16 protein-coding genes are annotated in these 17,731 nt (G+C 60.4%); 5 read left to right on the top strand and 11 right to left on the bottom strand.

Annotation, left to right across the window (positions count from 1 at the left end):
* Window positions 1-25: 25 nt before the first annotated feature.
* The 9 genes from BM062_RS09825 to BM062_RS09785 all read right to left on the bottom strand — a co-directional run bounded on the left by BM062_RS09825 (window position 26) and on the right by BM062_RS09785 (window position 9,153).
* Complete coding sequence (locus BM062_RS09825) at window positions 26-1,228, bottom strand: patatin-like phospholipase family protein (RefSeq protein WP_092396272.1); 1,203 nt, start codon at window positions 1,226-1,228, stop codon at window positions 26-28.
* A gap of 91 nt (window positions 1,229-1,319) precedes the next feature.
* On the bottom strand, window positions 1,320-3,794 hold the full coding sequence (locus BM062_RS09820) for a sodium-translocating pyrophosphatase (RefSeq protein WP_092396518.1): 2,475 nt from the start codon (window positions 3,792-3,794) through the stop codon (window positions 1,320-1,322).
* A gap of 260 nt (window positions 3,795-4,054) precedes the next feature.
* Window positions 4,055-4,711, bottom strand: coding sequence for an adenylate kinase (adk, locus tag BM062_RS09815; protein WP_092396270.1), 657 nt, complete (start codon window positions 4,709-4,711; stop codon window positions 4,055-4,057).
* Window positions 4,712-4,937: 226 nt separating this feature from the next.
* On the bottom strand, window positions 4,938-5,702 hold the full coding sequence (kdsB, locus tag BM062_RS09810) for a 3-deoxy-manno-octulosonate cytidylyltransferase (protein ID WP_092396268.1): 765 nt from the start codon (window positions 5,700-5,702) through the stop codon (window positions 4,938-4,940).
* Window positions 5,703-5,714: 12 nt separating this feature from the next.
* Complete coding sequence (locus BM062_RS09805) at window positions 5,715-5,912, bottom strand: Trm112 family protein (RefSeq protein ID WP_092396266.1); 198 nt, start codon at window positions 5,910-5,912, stop codon at window positions 5,715-5,717.
* The gene (gene lpxK, locus BM062_RS09800; RefSeq protein WP_175500948.1) at window positions 5,893-6,936 is read right to left on the bottom strand and encodes a tetraacyldisaccharide 4'-kinase; all 1,044 of its coding nucleotides are present in this window, start codon (window positions 6,934-6,936) and stop codon (window positions 5,893-5,895) included. Before lpxK ends, BM062_RS09805 begins: the two co-directional genes overlap by 20 nt.
* A complete protein-coding gene (locus BM062_RS09795) occupies window positions 6,923-7,357 on the bottom strand; it encodes an ExbD/TolR family protein (protein ID WP_092396262.1) in 435 nt (144 codons plus the stop codon). The genes lpxK and BM062_RS09795 overlap by 14 nt, the downstream gene beginning before the upstream one ends.
* Entirely contained in the window at window positions 7,354-7,959 is a 606-nt protein-coding gene (locus tag BM062_RS09790; protein WP_092396260.1) for a MotA/TolQ/ExbB proton channel family protein, read from the bottom strand. Before BM062_RS09790 ends, BM062_RS09795 begins: the two co-directional genes overlap by 4 nt.
* 273 nt (window positions 7,960-8,232) lie before the next feature.
* Entirely contained in the window at window positions 8,233-9,153 is a 921-nt protein-coding gene (locus BM062_RS09785) for a LysR family transcriptional regulator (protein WP_092396258.1), read from the bottom strand.
* Between the two features lie 131 nt (window positions 9,154-9,284).
* Between BM062_RS09785 and BM062_RS09780 the strand changes: the two genes are divergently transcribed.
* The 3 genes from BM062_RS09780 (at window position 9,285) to sodB (ending at window position 12,862) form a co-directional block, all read left to right on the top strand.
* Complete coding sequence (locus tag BM062_RS09780; protein WP_092396256.1) at window positions 9,285-10,232, top strand: alpha/beta hydrolase; 948 nt, start codon at window positions 9,285-9,287, stop codon at window positions 10,230-10,232.
* A 517-nt stretch (window positions 10,233-10,749) separates the two neighbouring features.
* On the top strand, window positions 10,750-12,111 hold the full coding sequence (xseA, locus tag BM062_RS09775; protein ID WP_092396254.1) for an exodeoxyribonuclease VII large subunit: 1,362 nt from the start codon (window positions 10,750-10,752) through the stop codon (window positions 12,109-12,111).
* Window positions 12,112-12,283: 172 nt separating this feature from the next.
* Complete coding sequence (gene sodB / locus BM062_RS09770; protein ID WP_092396252.1) at window positions 12,284-12,862, top strand: superoxide dismutase [Fe]; 579 nt, start codon at window positions 12,284-12,286, stop codon at window positions 12,860-12,862.
* A gap of 108 nt (window positions 12,863-12,970) precedes the next feature.
* Here sodB and BM062_RS09765 read toward each other — a convergent pair whose 3' ends face one another.
* Window positions 12,971-13,567, bottom strand: a complete 597-nt coding sequence (locus tag BM062_RS09765) for a TetR/AcrR family transcriptional regulator (protein WP_254785025.1) — start codon at window positions 13,565-13,567, stop codon at window positions 12,971-12,973.
* 248 nt (window positions 13,568-13,815) lie between these two features.
* Here BM062_RS09765 and BM062_RS09760 point away from each other — a divergent pair, with 248 nt between their 5' ends.
* A complete protein-coding gene (locus tag BM062_RS09760) occupies window positions 13,816-15,021 on the top strand; it encodes an acetyl-CoA C-acetyltransferase (RefSeq protein WP_092396250.1) in 1,206 nt (401 codons plus the stop codon).
* A 17-nt stretch (window positions 15,022-15,038) separates the two neighbouring features.
* Window positions 15,039-17,171 (top strand): 3-hydroxyacyl-CoA dehydrogenase NAD-binding domain-containing protein, encoded by a 2,133-nt coding sequence (locus tag BM062_RS09755; protein WP_092396248.1) that lies wholly within the window; start codon window positions 15,039-15,041, stop codon window positions 17,169-17,171.
* A gap of 53 nt (window positions 17,172-17,224) precedes the next feature.
* On the opposite strand, the gene BM062_RS09750 is transcribed toward BM062_RS09755, so the two are convergent.
* On the bottom strand, window positions 17,225-17,542 hold the full coding sequence (locus tag BM062_RS09750; RefSeq protein ID WP_092396246.1) for an SCP2 sterol-binding domain-containing protein: 318 nt from the start codon (window positions 17,540-17,542) through the stop codon (window positions 17,225-17,227).
* Window positions 17,543-17,731 lie beyond the last annotated feature (189 nt).

Raw genomic sequence — 17,731 nt, 5'->3', positions numbered from 1 at the left:
TGCAATATTTGACAATATTTACCGATCACAAGTTCTCCGCCGCTTGCCTGGCGGCCGGGCTCGGGCCAAAAAAATCGGCCACTTCGTCGCGCCGCGCCAGCGTATCTTTCTGGCCCATGCGTATCAGTTCACGTGTATATCCCGATTCGAACAACAGATAAGAGGCGAGACCGCCGCCGTGCGCGTCCTTGGCGCCAAGGCCGCCGAGCAAGGTGCGGATCGGCAACGGCAAGCTGCCGAAATGCTTGGTAGCAATATCATCGATCTGCTCCGACGGTGAAATGATCAGCATTTCCACAGGTTTCAGCGGCGTGCGCTGGCGTTGCTCGTCCGTCAGGAAGGAAAGCGTGTGATTGATGCGCTCCAGCCGCTCGATATCCACCGCCAGTCCATCCAGGAAAATGCTGGACAAGGCATGGCTGGCGATCTCCGCCAGGCTGGGGTAACGGGCAAACACGGGCGCATCGGCCGGCGCTTCCTTGCGGCGCCCTGCGCCCACCACCAGCACCTTGCTGGCACCCAGGTGGATCGCCGGAGAAATCGGCGCCAGCTGGCGCATCGAACCGTCGCCGAAATATTCGCGGCGGCCGTCGCAATAAATCGGGATCGCCGGAAAAATGAAAGGAATCGCCGACGACGCCAGCAAATGGCCGACATTGATCTGGTCCCTGACCGCCCGCCGCTGGCTGCGGGTCCAGCCCTGGATTTCGACGGCGCTCTGGTAAAAGGTAATGTGCTGGCCGCCGCTGTATGAGGATGCGGTGATCGCCAGCGCCTCCAGGTGGCCGTTGACCAGCGCCGCATCGAGCCGCTCCAGATCCAGCAGCCGGTGCAGCAAGGTAATCAGCGGCGTATTGTCGAGCAGTGAATTGGGCGGATGCGCATGCCATTTGCGCAGCAGCCAGCCGAACGACAGCAGGGACAGCCAGCGTGCGCCCGAACGCAGCACGCCAAGCGAATCGGCGCGGTATACCTGTTCAACCGTGAAGTGTTCCCAGACATCCATCAGCTTTTGCACGCCCAGGCCGAAGTTCTCGACCCGGCAAGCCAGCGCCGTGGCGTTGATGGCGCCGGCGGACGTGCCGCAAATGATATCGAAGGGATTCTGTTCCGGCGCCCAGCCCTGCTCGCGCAAGATGGACGCCACCGCATCCATCACGCCAACCTGGTAAGCCGCGCGGGCGCCGCCGCCGGTCAGGATAAGGCCCGTTTTTTGTTTTGTCTCCATGGATATGAAGAGTAACAGGGAGAAGAAATTTGTAGAAGATAAAAGGGAGCGGCAAGCCGTGCCCGCCGCTCCCCTGGCCTCGCCAAATGGTTTAACGGACGCTGACTTCGACCCGCCGCGCCTGCGCGTTATCGCCGCTGCCGGTAGTCACTTGCGGTTTTTCCAGCACGATGGCGTCTTCAGCCACGCCCGCGATCAGCAGGATCGCTTTCACGCTCTTGGCGCGCTCCTTGGAAATTTCCTCGTTCCTGGCTGGGTCGCCGGTGGTGTCGTGAAAGCCGCTGACCACGACTTTGGAGCCGGCCTTGGCTTTCGCCGCATCCACCACGGCTGCCAGTTTTTCAGCGGTATCTGCCGGGGCTTCCGCCTTGCCGGATTCAAAGTAGATAACAGTCGCCGGCGAAGAAGCCGGGACCGCTGCTGTAGCTGTAGCCGCGGCAGCGCCGTTGTCGACGATGACCGCCGTCGCCGGGGCGGTTACCGGCACAGGCACCAGCACCACCGGCGCGCCTGCCGCCGCCTGCTGCATGCCCGAAGCCGGCAGCAGCGGCACCAGCAGCAAGGCCACGATATTGATGATCTTGATCAGGGGATTGACCGCCGGGCCCGCCGTATCTTTGTAAGGATCGCCGACCGTATCGCCGGTCACCGCCGCCTTGTGCGCTTCCGAGCCCTTGCCGCCGTGGTTGCCATCCTCGATGTATTTTTTGGCATTGTCCCAGGCGCCGCCGCCGGTGGTCATCGAAATCGCCACGAACAGGCCGGTGACGATGGTCCCCATCAGCAAGCCGCCCAAGGCTGCCGGTCCCAGTATCAGGCCGACCAGGATCGGCACCACCACCGGCAGCAGCGACGGGATGATCATTTCCTTGATGGCCGATGATGTCAGCATGTCGACCGCCTTGTCGTACTCCGGCTTGCCGCTGCCGTCCATGATGCCCTTGATGTCGCGGAACTGGCGCCGCACTTCGATCACTACCGCGCCCGCTGCGCGCCCCACCGCTTCCATCGCCATCGCCCCGAACAGGTAGGGAATCAGGCCGCCGATGAACAGGCCGACAATCACCAGCGGATTCGACAAGTCGAACACCGTGCTTTTCCCCACCGAGTCGAGCGCATGGGTGTAATCGGCGAACAGCACCAGCGCCGCCAGGCCGGCCGAGCCGATGGCGTAACCCTTGGTGACCGCCTTGGTGGTGTTGCCGACGGCATCCAGCGGATCGGTAATCGCCCGCACCGAATCAGGCAAGCCGGACATCTCGGCGATGCCGCCAGCGTTGTCGGTAATCGGGCCATAGGCGTCCAGCGCGACTATGATGCCGGCCATCGACAACATGGCGGTAGCGGCAATCGCAATGCCGTACAGGCCGCCCAGCCAGTATGAAGCCAGGATGGCGACGCACACCGCCAGCACCGGATACGCAGTCGATTTCATCGAGACTCCAAGACCGGCGATGATGTTGGTGCCGTGGCCGGTAGTGGAAGCTTGCGCGATGTGCCGCACCGGCTTGAAATCGGTGCCGGTGTAATACTCGGTGATGTACACCATCAGGCCGGTCAGCACGATGCCGATCAGGGCCGAGCCCATCATCGGCACCCGCATCGGCTCCGGCAGGATCAGCCAGGTCACCACGACAAAACCGATCAGGCTCAGGATCGCCGCCCACCACAGGCCGGTATACAAGGCCGACATGATTTTCTTGCCAGGCTTGGCCTTGACCATGGAACAGCCGACGATGGAAGCCAGGATAGACACCCCGCCCAGAGCCAGCGGATACAGCACGGCTTGCAGTTCGGCGCCGTGGATCAGCAAGGAACCCAGCAGCATGGTGGCGATCAGCGTCACCACGTAGGTTTCGAACAGGTCGGCCGCCATGCCGGCGCAGTCGCCGACATTGTCGCCGACGTTATCGGCGATCACCGCGGGATTGCGCGGATCGTCCTCCGGGATGCCGGCTTCCACCTTGCCTACCAGGTCGGCGCCGACATCGGCCCCTTTGGTAAAGATGCCGCCGCCGAGACGCGCGAAAATCGAAATCAGGGAAGCGCCGAACGCCAGTCCGATCAAAGGTCGGATGATGTCGTGCAGGGAAAGTCCGGAAGGTCCGGCGAACGCCAGCAGCCACAAGAAGAACAAGGTCACGCCCAGCAGCCCCAGCCCGACCACTAGCATGCCGGTGATGGCGCCGCCGCGGAAAGCGACATCCAGCGCCGGCCCCATGCCCTTGGTGGCGGCTTGCGCGGTGCGCACATTGGCGCGCACTGAAACATTCATACCGATGAAGCCGCAGGCTCCCGACAGCACCGCGCCGATCAGGAATCCGGTCGCGGTCACCAGGCCCAGTCCAGGCAGTATCGCGATAATGATGAACAACACCACGCCGACGATAGCGATGGTGCGGTACTGGCGCGCCAGGTAGGCCGCAGCTCCCTGCTGGATCGCCGCGGCAATTTCCTGCATGCGCGCATTTCCGGGATCCTGCTTCAGGATCCAGCTGCGCGAGACCAGCCCATAGACAACGGCAATGATGCCGCAAGCGACGGCAAACCATAGACTTGATGCCATGTTGACTCCTCCAATTTTTTTGTACGGCTTCACGACAAAGTAAAACAACTACACCATTTCATCTGCAACCATGTATCCCAAATGGGTGGACTGCAGATCAATACTGCGTAATGCATTTCTTTTCGCTGCCCTGTTGTTCTTGGAGAGGTAAGCGGGCTGGTTTGCTGCTGTGCTGTTGATCGGTCCTGACGAATGATCCCTGGTGAATTCTAAATTATTTTGTTGATCAAAAGAAAAAGCGGACCGAAGTCCGCTTTTGTTTATGCTTCCAACGCCGCAAACGCGCTGTCGCGTATTTGTTCAACCGGACCGACGCCGGCGATCTTGCGGTATTTCGGAGCGCCCGGCAGCCCCGCCTTGGCCCAGTCGCCGTAATAATTGACCAGCACCTCGGTCTGTTCGTGATACACCGACAGGCGCTTCTTGACGGTTTCTTCCTTGTCGTCGTCGCGCTGGATCAGGTCTTCGCCGGTGACGTCGTCCTTACCTTCCACCTTGGGCGGATTGAATTTGGCATGGTAGGTGCGGCCAGACGACAAATGCACGCGGCGGCCGCTCATGCGTTCGATGATGGCGCTGTCGGGAACGTCGATTTCCAGCACATAGTCGATCGTCACGCCGGCATCCTTCATGGCGTCAGCCTGCGGAATGGTGCGCGGGAAACCGTCGAACAGGTAGCCATTGGCGCAATCCGGCTGCTTCAGCCGGTCCTTGACCAGGCCGATGATGATGTCGTCGGAGACCAGGCCGCCTGCGTCCATCACCTTCTTCGCTTCGACGCCGAGCGGAGTGCCGGCCTTGACTGCTGCGCGCAACATGTCGCCCGTGGAAATCTGCGGAATGTTGAATTTCTCTTTAATGAAAGTCGCTTGCGTGCCTTTACCGGCACCAGGCGCTCCTAAAAGGATGAGGCGCATGTTAAAGTCCTAAGGTGAGTTTGTGAATTGATTGTGGCGACGGCGCGGCCAATGGTTGCTGGGTTTGCTGCGACGTCTCCGATATGCTTTTATTTGTACCACGCTATCTTTGCATGAAACTTACCATACAATTTTACCAAACAGCCAGCTCGCGGCACTATTTCTGTTGGTTCAACGATAATTTCCTGCCCGCTGCGTGATGCCTTTGCGCTCTTTTTGCACACTATCAAGCGCTGAAAAAACGTCTTACCCGCTCCAGGTCTTCCGGCGTGTCCACGCCCACCGCAGGCGCCGCCGGCGCAATATGCACCGCAATCGGATAGCCGTGCCACAGCACCCGCAACTGCTCCAGCGCCTCGATCTGTTCCAGCGGCGACACCGCCAGGGTCGGATAGGTTTGCAAAAAACCATTGCTGTATGCGTACAAGCCGATATGGCGCAGCGGCAGGTAGCCTGCCGGCAAATCCTGGCGCGACTGTGCAAAGCCGTCGCGGTGCCAGGGAATCGTCGCCCGTGAAAAATACAGCGCGCGCCCGGCCTGGTTCAATACCACCTTGACTACATTCGGATTGAAGGCATCCGCCACCGAGTCGATCGCGTGCGCCGCGGTCGCCATCGGCACCTCGCCGGTGATCTGCGCCGCAGTGGCGGCGATCAGCTCCAGCTCGATCATCGGTTCGTCGCCCTGCACGTTCACCACCACGGCGTCAGCCGCCAGTCCCAGCGCCGCTGCCACTTCGGCAATGCGGTCGGTGCCTGACGGATGGTCGGCGCGCGTCAGGCGCGCGGCGATGCCATGCTGGGCGCAGACCGCCAGGATTTCGGCATGGTCGGTCGCCACGATGACCTGCGCCGCGCCGGACAGCGCGGCGCGCTCGGCGGTGCGCACGATCATCGGCTTGCCGCCGATGTCGGCCAGCGGCTTGTTAGGCAGCCTGGTCGACGCCAGCCGCGCCGGAATGATGACGGTGAAAGGCTTGCTCGAACTCACGATAAACGCCGCCTATGCCGCAGGAGCTGCAGCCGGCGCAGCCGGGCTGTTCAGGTCGCGCGCCTGGTCGGCCCACATGATGGGGATGCCGTCGCGCACCGGAAAAGCCAGCTTGTCGGCGTTGCAAATCAGTTCCTGGGCTTTTTTATCGTAATGCAGCGGACCTTTGCAGATCGGGCAAACCAGGATGTCAAGCAGTCGAATGTCCACGGAGTTTCTCCAGAATTTGGTGCGACAGCGCAGCATCGATCTGCGCCGTCACGGGAACGACCCAGATGCGCGGATCGTTCCTGATGGTTTCTATTTGCCGACATTTTACTGCATCCTTTTCAGTTATCAGGATGATCTCGGCCTGGAGCGCGGCAAACGGGTTGCCGGAAAAGTCATGATGGTCGGGCAAGGCGAGCGCCTCGAACTTCAGTCCGGCCGCGCTCAGCAGCGAAAAAAACCGCTGCGGATTGCCGATGCCGGCGGCGGCGGCAAGCCGCAAGGCCGGATCCTGCAGGCTGGCCAGCGGCCTGGTCCGGCCCGGATCGCCAAGCTGCTCGGCCTGCTCGCCCACCAGTTGCATGCGGATGGCGGAAGCCGGCATGGAGGCCGGGATGGTTGCCGCATTCACCACGGTAAAGTCGCGGCGGCGGCTTGCCGGTTCGCGCAGCGGCCCGGCCGGCAGCAGCCAGCCGTTGCCGGCGCCGCGCGCATCGAACAGCACGATTTCGATGTCGCGCTGCAAGCGATAGTGCTGCAGACCGTCGTCCGACAGGATCAGGTTGACTTCAGGATGCGCCTGCAACAGCGCTTCGGCGGCCGCTACCCGGTTGCGGCCCACCACCACCGGGCATTGCGCGCGCGCGGCTATCAGCAAAGGCTCGTCGCCCACTTCGGCAGCCAGCGACGCCGAGGTCACGTGCCGTACTGCGGCCTGGCCGTCGCCGGACCGCGCGGCGTAACCGCGCGAAATCACACCCGGCACATAACCGGCCTGGCGCAGCGCTTGCACCAGCCAGATCGTCAACGGCGTCTTGCCGGTGCCGCCGACAAAGACGTTGCCGACCACGATCACCGGCACCGGCAAACGCGTGCTGGCTTGCCAGCCGGCGGCATACAAACGGCGGCGCAGCGCCGCCGCCAGTCCGAACAACAGCGACAGCGGCCACAGCAGGCATGCCAGCAAACCGCGCCGCTGCCAGGCGGCGCTCAGGACCGATTCCAGCGAAGGCTTATTTGTGCCCACTAGTCTGGGCGGCAAACGTGATCTTGTCGAAACCGGCCAGGCGCGCCGCTTCCAGCACATTGATCACGGTCTGGTGGGTCGCCATGGCGTCGGCGTTGATGATCACCACCGGGTCGCCCTTGGACTTGCCGTCGGCCTGCACCGCGTTCTTCAGGTCGAGCGCCAGCGATGCCGCATCCTTCGACGAGACCTGGACATTGTTGACTGCGTACTGTCCTTGCTGATTGACGGCAACGTTGATTTCCTGCGGCTGCACCATTGCCTTGTCGGCGTCGGCCGTCGGCAAGGTAATCTGCAGCGCGGTGAATTTGCTGTAGCTGGTGGTGACCATCAGGAAAATGACGATCACCAGCAAGACATCGATAAACGGAATCAGGTTGATTTCAGGGTCGTCGCGGCCCTTGCCTTTGCGGAAGTTCATTTGCGTGCGCCATGAACGGTATCGACAAATTTCACAGCCTGCTGCTCCATGTCAACGATGAAGCTGTCCACCAGCGCGCGGAAATGGCGGTAGAAAATCAGCGCCGGCATGGCGATCGCCAGGCCGAAACCGGTGTTGTACAGGGCCACCGAAATGCCGTGGCCTAGCTGCGCCGGATCAGCGCCGGCGCCATTGGTCGCGCCAAAAATCTCGATCATGCCGACCACGGTGCCGAACAGGCCCATCAGCGGCGCCAGCGAGGCAATCGTGCCGAGCGTGGTGAGGAATCGTTCCAGTTCATGCGCGGTGGCCTGGCCGGCTTCCTCGATCGATTCTTTCATCAGGTCGCGCGGCGCATCGACGTTGCGCAGGCCGGCAGCCAGCACCCGGCCCAGCGGCGAGTTGGTTTCCAGGTTGGTCAGTACTTCGGTATTGATCTTGCCGTTGTGATAAACCCGTATCACTTCCTGCAGCAGCTGCGGCGGCAGGATGCGCGGCCGGCGCAGGTAAACCAGACGTTCGATAATCAATGCGGTGGCAATGATGGAGGCAATCAGCAACAGCCAGATCGGCCAGCCCGCAGCTTGAATAATGGCAAACAAAAGAAACTCCTTGGTGAAATCGCATTCAATATCGGCAAATGCGGATGAGGGGGTTCATCAGCATGGATGCAGAATGTAACTTGTTGAAGGCTTGTGAGCAAGGGCGAGTAGCGTTGCGGAGCGGAAATTTTTTCACTTAATTTCACAGTGGCCGGGCAACGCTCCGAGTTCCACACATATTATGTGAACAAGACTGTGGACAAGTCCAAAACCGTACATCGAAGTCCATGATTTCAAAGGACTTTTTTGTGCTGCATCAAAAACGTGCAGATTTCACCCGCCCACTCTGGCAAAACGGCCAGCCTCCGCCAGAAAATGTTGCACGGCCGGCAGCGTGTCCGCCTGCCGGCACACCAGCGTTAACGGCGCGCTGAATCCACCGCCGCTTTCCAGCACACGGCAATACGCCACCTGGTCGGTATGGAAACCGTTCATGGATGCCGGCACGACGGAAATGCCGACGCCGGCGGCTACCAGGCAGATATTGGTCAGCATGCGGTCGACTTCGACGGCGATGCTGGGCGAGAATCCGGCGCGTACGCAGGCATCGATGAAACCGGAATACATGCCTGTAGCGCCCGGATTGCGGACCAGGATGAACTGCTCGTCGCGCAACGACTTCAGGGAAATCACCGGCATGCCTTTTTTCGGCCGCTTTTGCAAAAGCGCATGTCCGACAGGCAACACCAGCAGCATTTCCTCGTCAAGCAGGCGGTGGAACGCCAGTCCGGGAGGACGGCTGACCGGCATGCGCAGGAACCCGAGATCGAGTTTTCCCGAAGCGACCGCGCTCGTCAGTTCGGCCGCATTGCCTTCGCTGAATTTGACGGCGACGCCAGGTTTTGCCGCGCGGTGCGCCCGCAGGATTTCTGGAATCAGGGGATGCGCTGCAGCCGAACTGGTGAACCCTACCGAAATGATGCCTTCGATGCCGCTTGCCGCACGCGCCGCGCGCTGCGTGCCTTGGGCGACATTTGCCAGGATCGACTTCGCCTCGTGCAAAAACACCTCGCCGCCGATGCTCAGGTCGACGCCTTTCGGATGCCGGTGAAACAGTGCAAATCCCAGTTCGTTCTCCAGCATGCGGATCTGCTGGCTGAGCGGAGGTTGCTGCATGTTCAGCCGTTTCGCCGCACGCGTGAAATTCCTCTCCTCGGCAACAACCACAAAATAACGCAAGTGCCTCAATTCCATGCTGCCCTCAATGTAGTACACCGATACATATAAAGTATGGAGATGCCGTTTTTATTATATTTTACATTGGCCTACCGCCCTCTTATTATCAGTGGCGTAACCACATCGGCAATTTCAACGGGACTTTTGACATGGACAACATCAAACGGCGGACCCTGTTAGGAATGGGCGCCATGGGAGCAACGGCGCTGGTCGCTCCACGCCATCTTTACGCGGCATCCTCATCCGCGGAACAGCAGGAGATTCCGCTCTGGTCCAAGCCGCCCGGAGGAAACGGTCCCGAAGGACCGGAACAGACCAATGCCAAAGGATCGGTCACCAACGTCTCGCGCCCGCGCCTGGTGGTCTATCGTCCCGAGCGGCCTGACGGCAGCGCGGTGCTGGTGATTGCAGGCGGCGGTTATGGGCATATCGAGCGAGGCAGCGAAAGCATCCCGGCGGCCCAATGGCTGCAATCGATTGGCGTCACCGTATTCGAACTGGTCTATCGCTTGCCAGGCGAAGGCTGGTCGAACATCGCACCGTTCCAGGACGGCCAGCGGGCCATGCGGCTGATCAAGGCGCTGGCGCCAATGTACGGACTGGCGGCCAATCGCATCGGTATCCTCGGTTTTTCCGCCGGCGGACATCTGGCGGGAACCACAGCGGCAGAACCGGATGCCCGGCGTTACGCAGCCATCGACGCCGCGGATCAATTTTCCGCCCGCCCCGATTTCGCCGGCTTGATCTATCCCGTGCTTACTTTCATGCCGCCCTACGACAACACGCGCTCGCGCCGTGAAATCGTCGGCAAGCATCCGGACCTTGCCGCCAGCGAAGAATTTTCGGTGGAACGGCATGTCGGCAGCGGCATGCCGCCAACCTTCCTGGCGCAAGCCGCGGACGATCCGATTGCGCCGATCCAGAACAGCCTGCTGATGTTCAACGCGCTCAAGGCCGCGCAGATCCCGGCGGAGATGCATGTATTCCAGGATGGCGGACATGGCTGGGGATTGGGAAAACCGGGCAGCCAGCCGCATGCCTGGCCGCGCCTGTTCGAATCCTGGACGGCGCACAACGGCTGGATAAAAGCGGCCTGAAACAACGCCCGGCGCTTGCCGTCCGAAGTTCCACACATATTATGTGAACAAGATTGTGGACAAGTACTTAACTCGAAACTTAAGCCGATGATTTGAAAGGATTTTTTCGTGCTGCATGAAAAACGTGCAGGATCTTCGGACGCCACCTCGGCAAAGTTCTCCACAGATTTTGGGGATAACTTTGTGCACAAGCCCACTGGATTCACGCGAAGTCCTTGATTGGAAACGCCTTTTCACTACTGTTGGGGATAGGTGCAAATGCGCCTTGAACAGCCGTTTACAGATGGTGGCGACGATTTTCATGCATCTTTCCTGGCGTTTTTGCCGCAGCCGCGGCGATGGATATCCACAAGCCCCGGCTGATCCGCAGTTACCCACAGAATTTGTGGATAAGCTTGTGCGCAAGCACACTGTAATCTGGACAAGCCCTTGATTTGTTTCGCTTTTCCATTGATGTTCAGCGACCGTGCTTTACAATGGCAACGCTCCAGCCAATCAAGAACCCCGGAAAGCCCGTATGAATTTCTCCAGCGACACCGACAACCGTTCCAGCGGACCGCCAGTACTGACGGTTTCCGCCTTGAATCAAGCCGTGGCGCGTTTGCTGGAACGCAGCTTCCCGCTGGCCTGGGTTGCCGGCGAAATATCGAATTTCAAAAGCTACGCCTCCGGCCACTGGTACTTCACGCTGAAAGACGATGCGGCGCAAGTGCGCGGCGTGATGTTCAAGGGCCGCGCCCAACATGCCGGCTTCACTCCGCGCGACGGCGACAAGGTGGAAGTGCGGGCGCTGGTGACGCTGTACGCGGCGCGCGGCGATTACCAGCTCAACGTCGAAGCGATCCGGCGCGCCGGCGTCGGCAACCTGTACGAAGCATTCTTGCGCCTGAAAGAAAAACTGAATGCGGAAGGCTTGTTCGATCCGGCCCGCAAACGGCCGCTGCCGCAATTCGCCCGCACCATCGGCATCGTCACCAGCCTGCAGGCTGCAGCGCTGCGCGACATCCTGAGCGCGCTCGCGCGCCGTGCGCCGCATGTGCGCGTGATCCTTTATCCGACGCCGGTGCAAGGCGACGGCGCAGCGGAGAAAATCGCGCGCGCCATCAATACCGCCGCCGCACGCGCCGAGTGCGAACTGCTGCTGGTGTGCCGCGGCGGCGGCAGCATCGAAGACTTGTGGTCGTTCAATGATGAAGCGGTGGCGCGCGCCATCGTCGCCGCGCCCATGCCGGTGATTTCCGGCGTCGGCCACGAAACCGATTTCACCATCGCCGATTTTGCCGCCGACCTGCGCGCCGCCACCCCGACTGCCGCCGCCGAACTGGCGACGGTGGCGCGCGCCGACTGGCTGGCGACATTGGAAACCCATGCCGACGACCTGACGCGCGCCTTGCGCCGGCGGCTGGCCGAAACCAGCCAGACCCTGGACTGGCTGAGCCGGCGCCTGAGCAGTCCGGCCACCACCATCGCCCACGAACGCGTCAAGCTGCAAAGCCTGCAAGCCAGGCTGCTGCACGCCACCCGCATCCCGCTGACGCAATCGCGCCATGCATTATTGAATCTGCGTACCCGCTTGGCCGCGCAAATACCCAGCACGGTTGCATCCCGCACTGCGCTGCTGGAGCAGAGCCGTCGCCTCAACGGCGCGATGGCTGCGCAAAACCGCGATCGCCGCCAGGCATTGGCAGCACTCAACGCCCAGCTGGAACTGCTGAATCCGCAGCGCACTCTGGAGCGCGGCTACGCGATCGTCTCCGACGCCAAAGGCCAGGTAATCCGGACGCCGCGGGCGCTGCAGCCGCGCCACGTGATTACCGTGCAGCTGGCTGAAGGCAGCGCCCAGGTCGGCATAGACAGCGTGCAGGCGACGCTTGATTGAGGGCATGTTTCTTGGCGACGCAAGTCACATGGCGGATTGAATAAAAGCGCGAGCATGCTGCATGGAATAGCTAAGCGCTTTACAATAGCCCTCTCCGGGAAACTGTTCACGAGATAGATGTATAGGCAACAGCTTCCTTGTAATCCCAATAAAACTATAGAAAGGACGCACCATGGCACACACACTCCCGCCTCTCCCGTACGATCTGGACGCACTGGCTCCGCACATCTCCAAGGAAACCCTGGAATTCCACTATGGTAAGCATCACCAGACCTATGTGACCAACCTGAACAACCTGGTTCCAGGCACAGAATTCGAAAACGCGACTCTGGAAGAGATCGTCAAGAAATCCTCCGGCGGCATTTTCAACAATGCAGCGCAAATCTGGAATCACACTTTTTACTGGGACAGCCTGTCGCCAAAAGGTGGCGGCGCACCAACCGGCGCACTGGCAGATGCGATCAACGCCAAATGGGGTTCGTTCGACAAGTTCAAGGAAGAACTGACCAAGACTGCAGTCGGCACTTTCGGCTCCGGCTGGGCATGGCTGGTGAAGAACGCTGACGGTTCGCTCGGCCTGGTGTCGACTTCCAATGCAGCCACTCCGCTGACTACCGACGCCAAGCCTTTGATCACCGTCGACGTCTGGGAACACGCTTATTACATCGACTACCGCAACGCCCGTCCAAAATACCTGGAAGCATTCTGGGCATTGGCGAATTGGGAATTTGCTTCGAAGAATTTCGCATAAGACAAATTTGTCATGGCCGGTAAGGAATAAAATCTTATCGGCGCCGCAAATGAAAATAGCGCCGGCTTTATTGCCTGCGCTATTTTTTTATGGGCAAGCCAGATTTGCCTAAACCGGTTCAGGCTTGGCGATGGCCCGCCACAGCATCCTGAACAGCGCATTGGCCTGTAATGCCAGCGGCTCTTTTGCGCCGCGCATGGTGTGCATGTGCACCAGCCTTTCCAGGATGCCGATGAAATAATCGAGCAGGATCTTTTCATCCACTTCGTCGATCAGCACGCCTTGCGCCCTGCCGTCGGCCAGGGTTTTCATCAGCACTTCCATCATTTCCGGCTGGCGGAAAGTACGGTCGCGCCCCCATGCGCTGATCTGCAGCGAACTCATGATCAGCTGGCTGACCTTGGGATTGCGGTCGAAAAAATCCAGCACTACCCAGAACACCTTGCGCAGCTTGTCCTGGCAACTCTCGATGCCTTGCAGGTGATCGAGCATGCGCGACGCCAGGGTGCTCAGCCAGGTCTCGAGGCAGGCAAACAGCAGCGCTTCCTTGCTGCCGTAGTATTTATAGATAGTCTGCAAGGAGACACTGGCGGCGCTAGCGATTTCTCCATAGGCGACGCTGTGGAATTCGCGTTCTGAAAACAAATCCAGCACAGCGTTTTCTATCCTTTGCCTGATCAATGGCTTGAGCAGAGCGCGGTCCAATACGATTTTCTGTTTTTCAGAGGCCATGGGCTGAGTGATGGTTTTGCCATACGTGTAATTAATATTACTATCGCGCTCCAGACAGTTCCTGTCCTGGTTTAGAGTAGATTACCAATTGACGCTGGCCATTGCTTTAACTACAGTGGCTGTTCAGCATGGATCGGACATCAAGCGAGACATCGATCGAAGTGTAATTATAATTACGCAAACATACAAGCGCATACAAGCAAATACCAGCCGGAGACGCTATGACTGAAGCCTATATTTTCGATTCCGTACGGACCCCGCGCGGCAAGGGCAAGAAAGACGGCAGCCTGCACCAGGTCTCGCCGGTCAACCTGCTGGCCCAGCTGCTGCAGGCGCTGCAGCAACGCAACCGCCTCGATACCTCGCAAGTCGACGATGTAGTGCTCGGCTGCGTGACGCCGGTCGGCGAACAAGGCGCCGACATCGCCCGCACTGCGGTGCTCTACGCCGGCTGGGACCAGTCGGTGCCGGGCGTGACGCAATCGCGGTTTTGCGCTTCGGGCCTGGAATCGGTCAACCTGGCGGCAATGAAAGTCATGTCCGGCCAGGAGCAGCTGGTGGTGGCCGGCGGCGTTGAAAGCATGTCGCGCTGGGCCATGGGTTCGGACGGCGGCGCCTGGTTCATGGATCCGCGGGTCAACCAGATCACCGGCTTTGCGCCGCAAGGCATAGGCGCCGACCTGATCGCTACGCTGGAAAATTTCTCGCGCAGCGATGTCGACAGCTTTGCCGTGCAGTCGCAGCAGAAAGCCGCGCGCGCCCGCGCCGAAGGGCGCTTCAGCAAGTCGCTGGTCGCAGTCAAGGACCTCAATGGCCTGGTGCTGCTGGATCATGACGAATACATCCGCGCCCAGACCACCATGGAAAACCTGGCAGCACTGAACCCGTCCTTCGAACAGATCGGCCAGATGGGTTTCGATGCGACCGCGCTGCGCAAATACACTACCGTCGAAAAAATCAGCCATGTGCACCATGCCGGCAATTCCTCCGGCATCGTCGACGGCGCTGCGCTGGTGCTGGTCGGCAGCAAGGAGATGGGCCAGAGGCTGGGACTGAAGCCGCGCGCCCGGATTGTCGCCGCCGCCGTCACCGGCTCGGAGCCGACCATCATGCTGACCGGCATCGCTCCTGCCGCCCGCAAGGCGCTGACCAAGGCCAAGATGTCAGCCAAGGATATCGACCTGTTTGAAATCAATGAAGCGTTTGCCGCGGTCGTGATGCGCGCCATCCGCGACCTCGATATCGACCCGGAGCGGGTCAACGTCAATGGCGGCTCGATCGCCATGGGCCATCCGCTGGGCGCAACCGGCGCCATGATCCTCGGCACCGCGCTCGACGAACTGGAGCGCAGCGGCAAGGCAAGCGCCTTGATCTCGCTCTGCGTCGGCGGCGGCATGGGCATCGCCACCATCATCGAACGTGTCTAACGGACTGGATCCAGATCATGAGTGTAAATTTCCAAAAAGACAGCGACAATATCGTGACCTTGACCCTGGACATGCCAGGACGGTCGATGAATGTATTGAACGAAGCGCTGACGGCGCCGTTCATGGAGGCGATTGCCGCCATCGAAGCCGATCCAGCCATCACCGGCGTCATCATCACCTCGGGCAAGGCGGATTTCGTCGCCGGCGCCGATATTGAAAAACTGTTCCAGATCACCGACGCGCAAGCAGCTTTCGACCTGGTGCAGGAATTCAAAGGTTTCCTGCGCCGCCTGGAGTTGTGCGACCGGCCGGTGGTGGCTGCGCTGAACGGCACCGCCCTGGGCGGCGGCCTGGAGCTGGCGCTGGCCTGCCATCACCGCATCGCCATCAACAACCCGAAAGCCAAGTTCGGCCTGCCGGAAGTCAAGCTCGGCCTGCTGCCGGGCGGCGGCGGCACGCAGCGTTTGCCGCGCATGATCGGCATCCAGGGCGCATTGCAGCTCATGCTGGAAGGCAAGGAACTGCGCGCCGAAGAGGCGCTGCAGCAAGGCATTGTCCAGGAGCTGGTGAGCGACAGGGAACAGCTGCTGGCAAAAGCCAAGGCCTGGTGCCTGGCCAATCCCAAGGCGAAGCAGCCGTGGGACGACAAGAAATTCCGCTGGCCCGGCGGCGACTCGCGCAGTCCGGCCAACGGCCAGCTGTGGGCCATCGCGCCGTCCATGGCAAGCGCCAAGACGCATGGCAATTATCCGGCGGCGACCAATATCATGAGCTGCGTATTCGAAGGCGGCATCGTCGATTTCGATACCGGCTGCGAAATCGAATCGCGCTACTTCGTCAATTGCGCATTGTCGCCGGTGGCCAAGAACATGATCGGCACCTTGTGGTTCCAGCTGAACGCCATCAACAAGGGCAAGTCGCGCCCGGAAGGCTTTGCGCCGTCCAAAGTCGGCAAGGTAGGGATCCTCGGCGCCGGCATGATGGGCGCCGGCATCGCCTATGCCTCGGCCAAGGCCGGCATGGACGTGGTGTTGCTGGACAACAGCCTGGAAACCGCGGCGCACGGCAAGGATTATTCCAGCAAGCTGCTCGACAAGGCGATCAAGCGCAAGCAGCAAACCGCGGAGGGCAAGGAAGCCCTGCTCAAGCGCATCACGCCTACCGTGGATTTCAACGACCTGGCGAGCTGCGACCTGATTATCGAAGCGGTGTTTGAAGATCGCCAGGTGAAGGCCGAGGTGACTCGCAAGACCGAGGCGTTGATCAGTAAAGACGCCGTGTTCGCTTCGAACACCTCTACCCTGCCGATTACCGGCCTGGCGCAAGCCAGCGTGCGGCCGGAAAATTTCATCGGCCTGCATTTCTTCTCGCCGGTAGACAAGATGCCGCTGGTTGAAATCATCGTCGGCCAGCAGACCAGCCAGCAGACGCTGGCGCGCGGCTTCGACTACGTGCAGCAGATCAGGAAAACCCCGATCGTGGTCCACGATTCACGCGGCTTCTACACCTCGCGCGTATTCGGCACCTACGTGATGGAAGGCTTGAAGCTGCTGATGGAAGGCCAGCATCCGCGCGCCATCGAGATGGCTGGCTTGCAGGCCGGCATGCCGGTAGGACCGCTGGCCGTGCATGACGAAGTCAGCTTGTCCTTGTCCCTGCATATCCTGGAACAGACGCGCAAGGATTTTGCCGAGGCCGGCAAGCCCTTCGCCGGCCATCCGGCCGATGCCGGGCTGGAAAAAATGGTGGCCCAGCTGGACCGCAAGGGAAAGAAAACCGGCAAGGGATTTTATGATTATCCCGAAAACCAGAACAAGCACCTGTGGCCCGGCTTGCAGCAAGCGTTTCCGCTCGCCGCCACGCAGCTGCCGCAAAAGGACCTGATCGAGCGCATGATGTTTGTGCAAGCCAACGAGGCGGCAAAATGCTACGAGGAACAGGTAGTGCTGACCGTTGCCGACGCCAACATCGGCAGCATTTTCGGCTGGGGTTTCGCGCCGTTCCAGGGCGGCGCCCTGCAATACATCAATGCCTACGGCGTCGCCGATTTTGTCCAGCGGGCAAACCAGCTGTCAGCCCGGTTCGGCAGTTATTTCGCGCCGGCGGCAATCCTCGTGACAATGGCGGAACAGGGCAAGCGCTTCGAGTGATACAGGGATACGCTGAGGCTCTTCCTCGGCGACGACGAAGAGCTGCAGGCAACTCAGCCGATCTTGCTGGCGTCAAACAGGGAAGGAATGCGCTGGGCCAGCATCATGTCGCCCTTGAGTTTCAGCTTGCCGCTCATGAAGGCCATGGCGCCGTTCAGCTCGCCTTTAAGCATGGCCTTCAAGTCTTCATCGGCCATGGTCAGCGCCACATCGGGGGAGTCGACCACGCCTTCGTGCGCGGCGCAGGTTCCATGATCGATCAGCAGGTACATCGGCTTCGAAATATCGAACTGGATACTGCTTTTCATGTCCGCCGCCGCTACGGTGTTCAGGCAGGACGGCATGAGCTTGATGATATCGTTGACTGTCATTGCATTTCCTCTGGTTGTTTAAAAATCTGTTGCCGGCAGTAATGCAAGCGGATGCAGGCAAGCGGCCTGTCATTCCCATCCGACTGCATCCCGCACCTGCAGTTCCTTCTCCATCAACGCGGCGTAGCGTTTTTCCACTTCGCCGCGCTTGACTTTCATGGTCGGCGACCGGATTCTTTGCACGTCCAT

The organism is Collimonas sp. OK412 (genome assembly GCF_900112135.1).
GTDB classification, from domain to species: domain Bacteria; phylum Pseudomonadota; class Gammaproteobacteria; order Burkholderiales; family Burkholderiaceae_D; genus Collimonas; species Collimonas rhizosphaerae.
Note: the sequence above shows the minus strand (reverse complement) of the source record. Positions and strands in the feature narration are given on the sequence as shown.

Bases quoted from the DNA above. Each gene is read 5' to 3' on its own strand.
- BM062_RS09750 (WP_092396246.1), bottom strand. From the start codon at position 17,542: ATGACAGTCAACGATATCATCAAGCTCATGCCGTCCTGCCTGAACACC.
- BM062_RS09760 (WP_092396250.1), top strand. From the start codon at position 13,816: ATGACTGAAGCCTATATTTTCGATTCCGTACGGACCCCGCGCGGCAAG.
- adk (WP_092396270.1), bottom strand. From the start codon at position 4,711: ATGCGCCTCATCCTTTTAGGAGCGCCTGGTGCCGGTAAAGGCACGCAA.
- BM062_RS09785 (WP_092396258.1), bottom strand. From the start codon at position 9,153: ATGGAATTGAGGCACTTGCGTTATTTTGTGGTTGTTGCCGAGGAGAGG.
- BM062_RS09795 (WP_092396262.1), bottom strand. From the start codon at position 7,357: ATGAACTTCCGCAAAGGCAAGGGCCGCGACGACCCTGAAATCAACCTG.
- xseA (WP_092396254.1), top strand. From the start codon at position 10,750: ATGAATTTCTCCAGCGACACCGACAACCGTTCCAGCGGACCGCCAGTA.
- BM062_RS09755 (WP_092396248.1), top strand. From the start codon at position 15,039: ATGAGTGTAAATTTCCAAAAAGACAGCGACAATATCGTGACCTTGACC.
- BM062_RS09780 (WP_092396256.1), top strand. From the start codon at position 9,285: ATGGACAACATCAAACGGCGGACCCTGTTAGGAATGGGCGCCATGGGA.
- BM062_RS09820 (WP_092396518.1), bottom strand. From the start codon at position 3,794: ATGGCATCAAGTCTATGGTTTGCCGTCGCTTGCGGCATCATTGCCGTT.
- sodB (WP_092396252.1), top strand. From the start codon at position 12,284: ATGGCACACACACTCCCGCCTCTCCCGTACGATCTGGACGCACTGGCT.
- BM062_RS09825 (WP_092396272.1), bottom strand. From the start codon at position 1,228: ATGGAGACAAAACAAAAAACGGGCCTTATCCTGACCGGCGGCGGCGCC.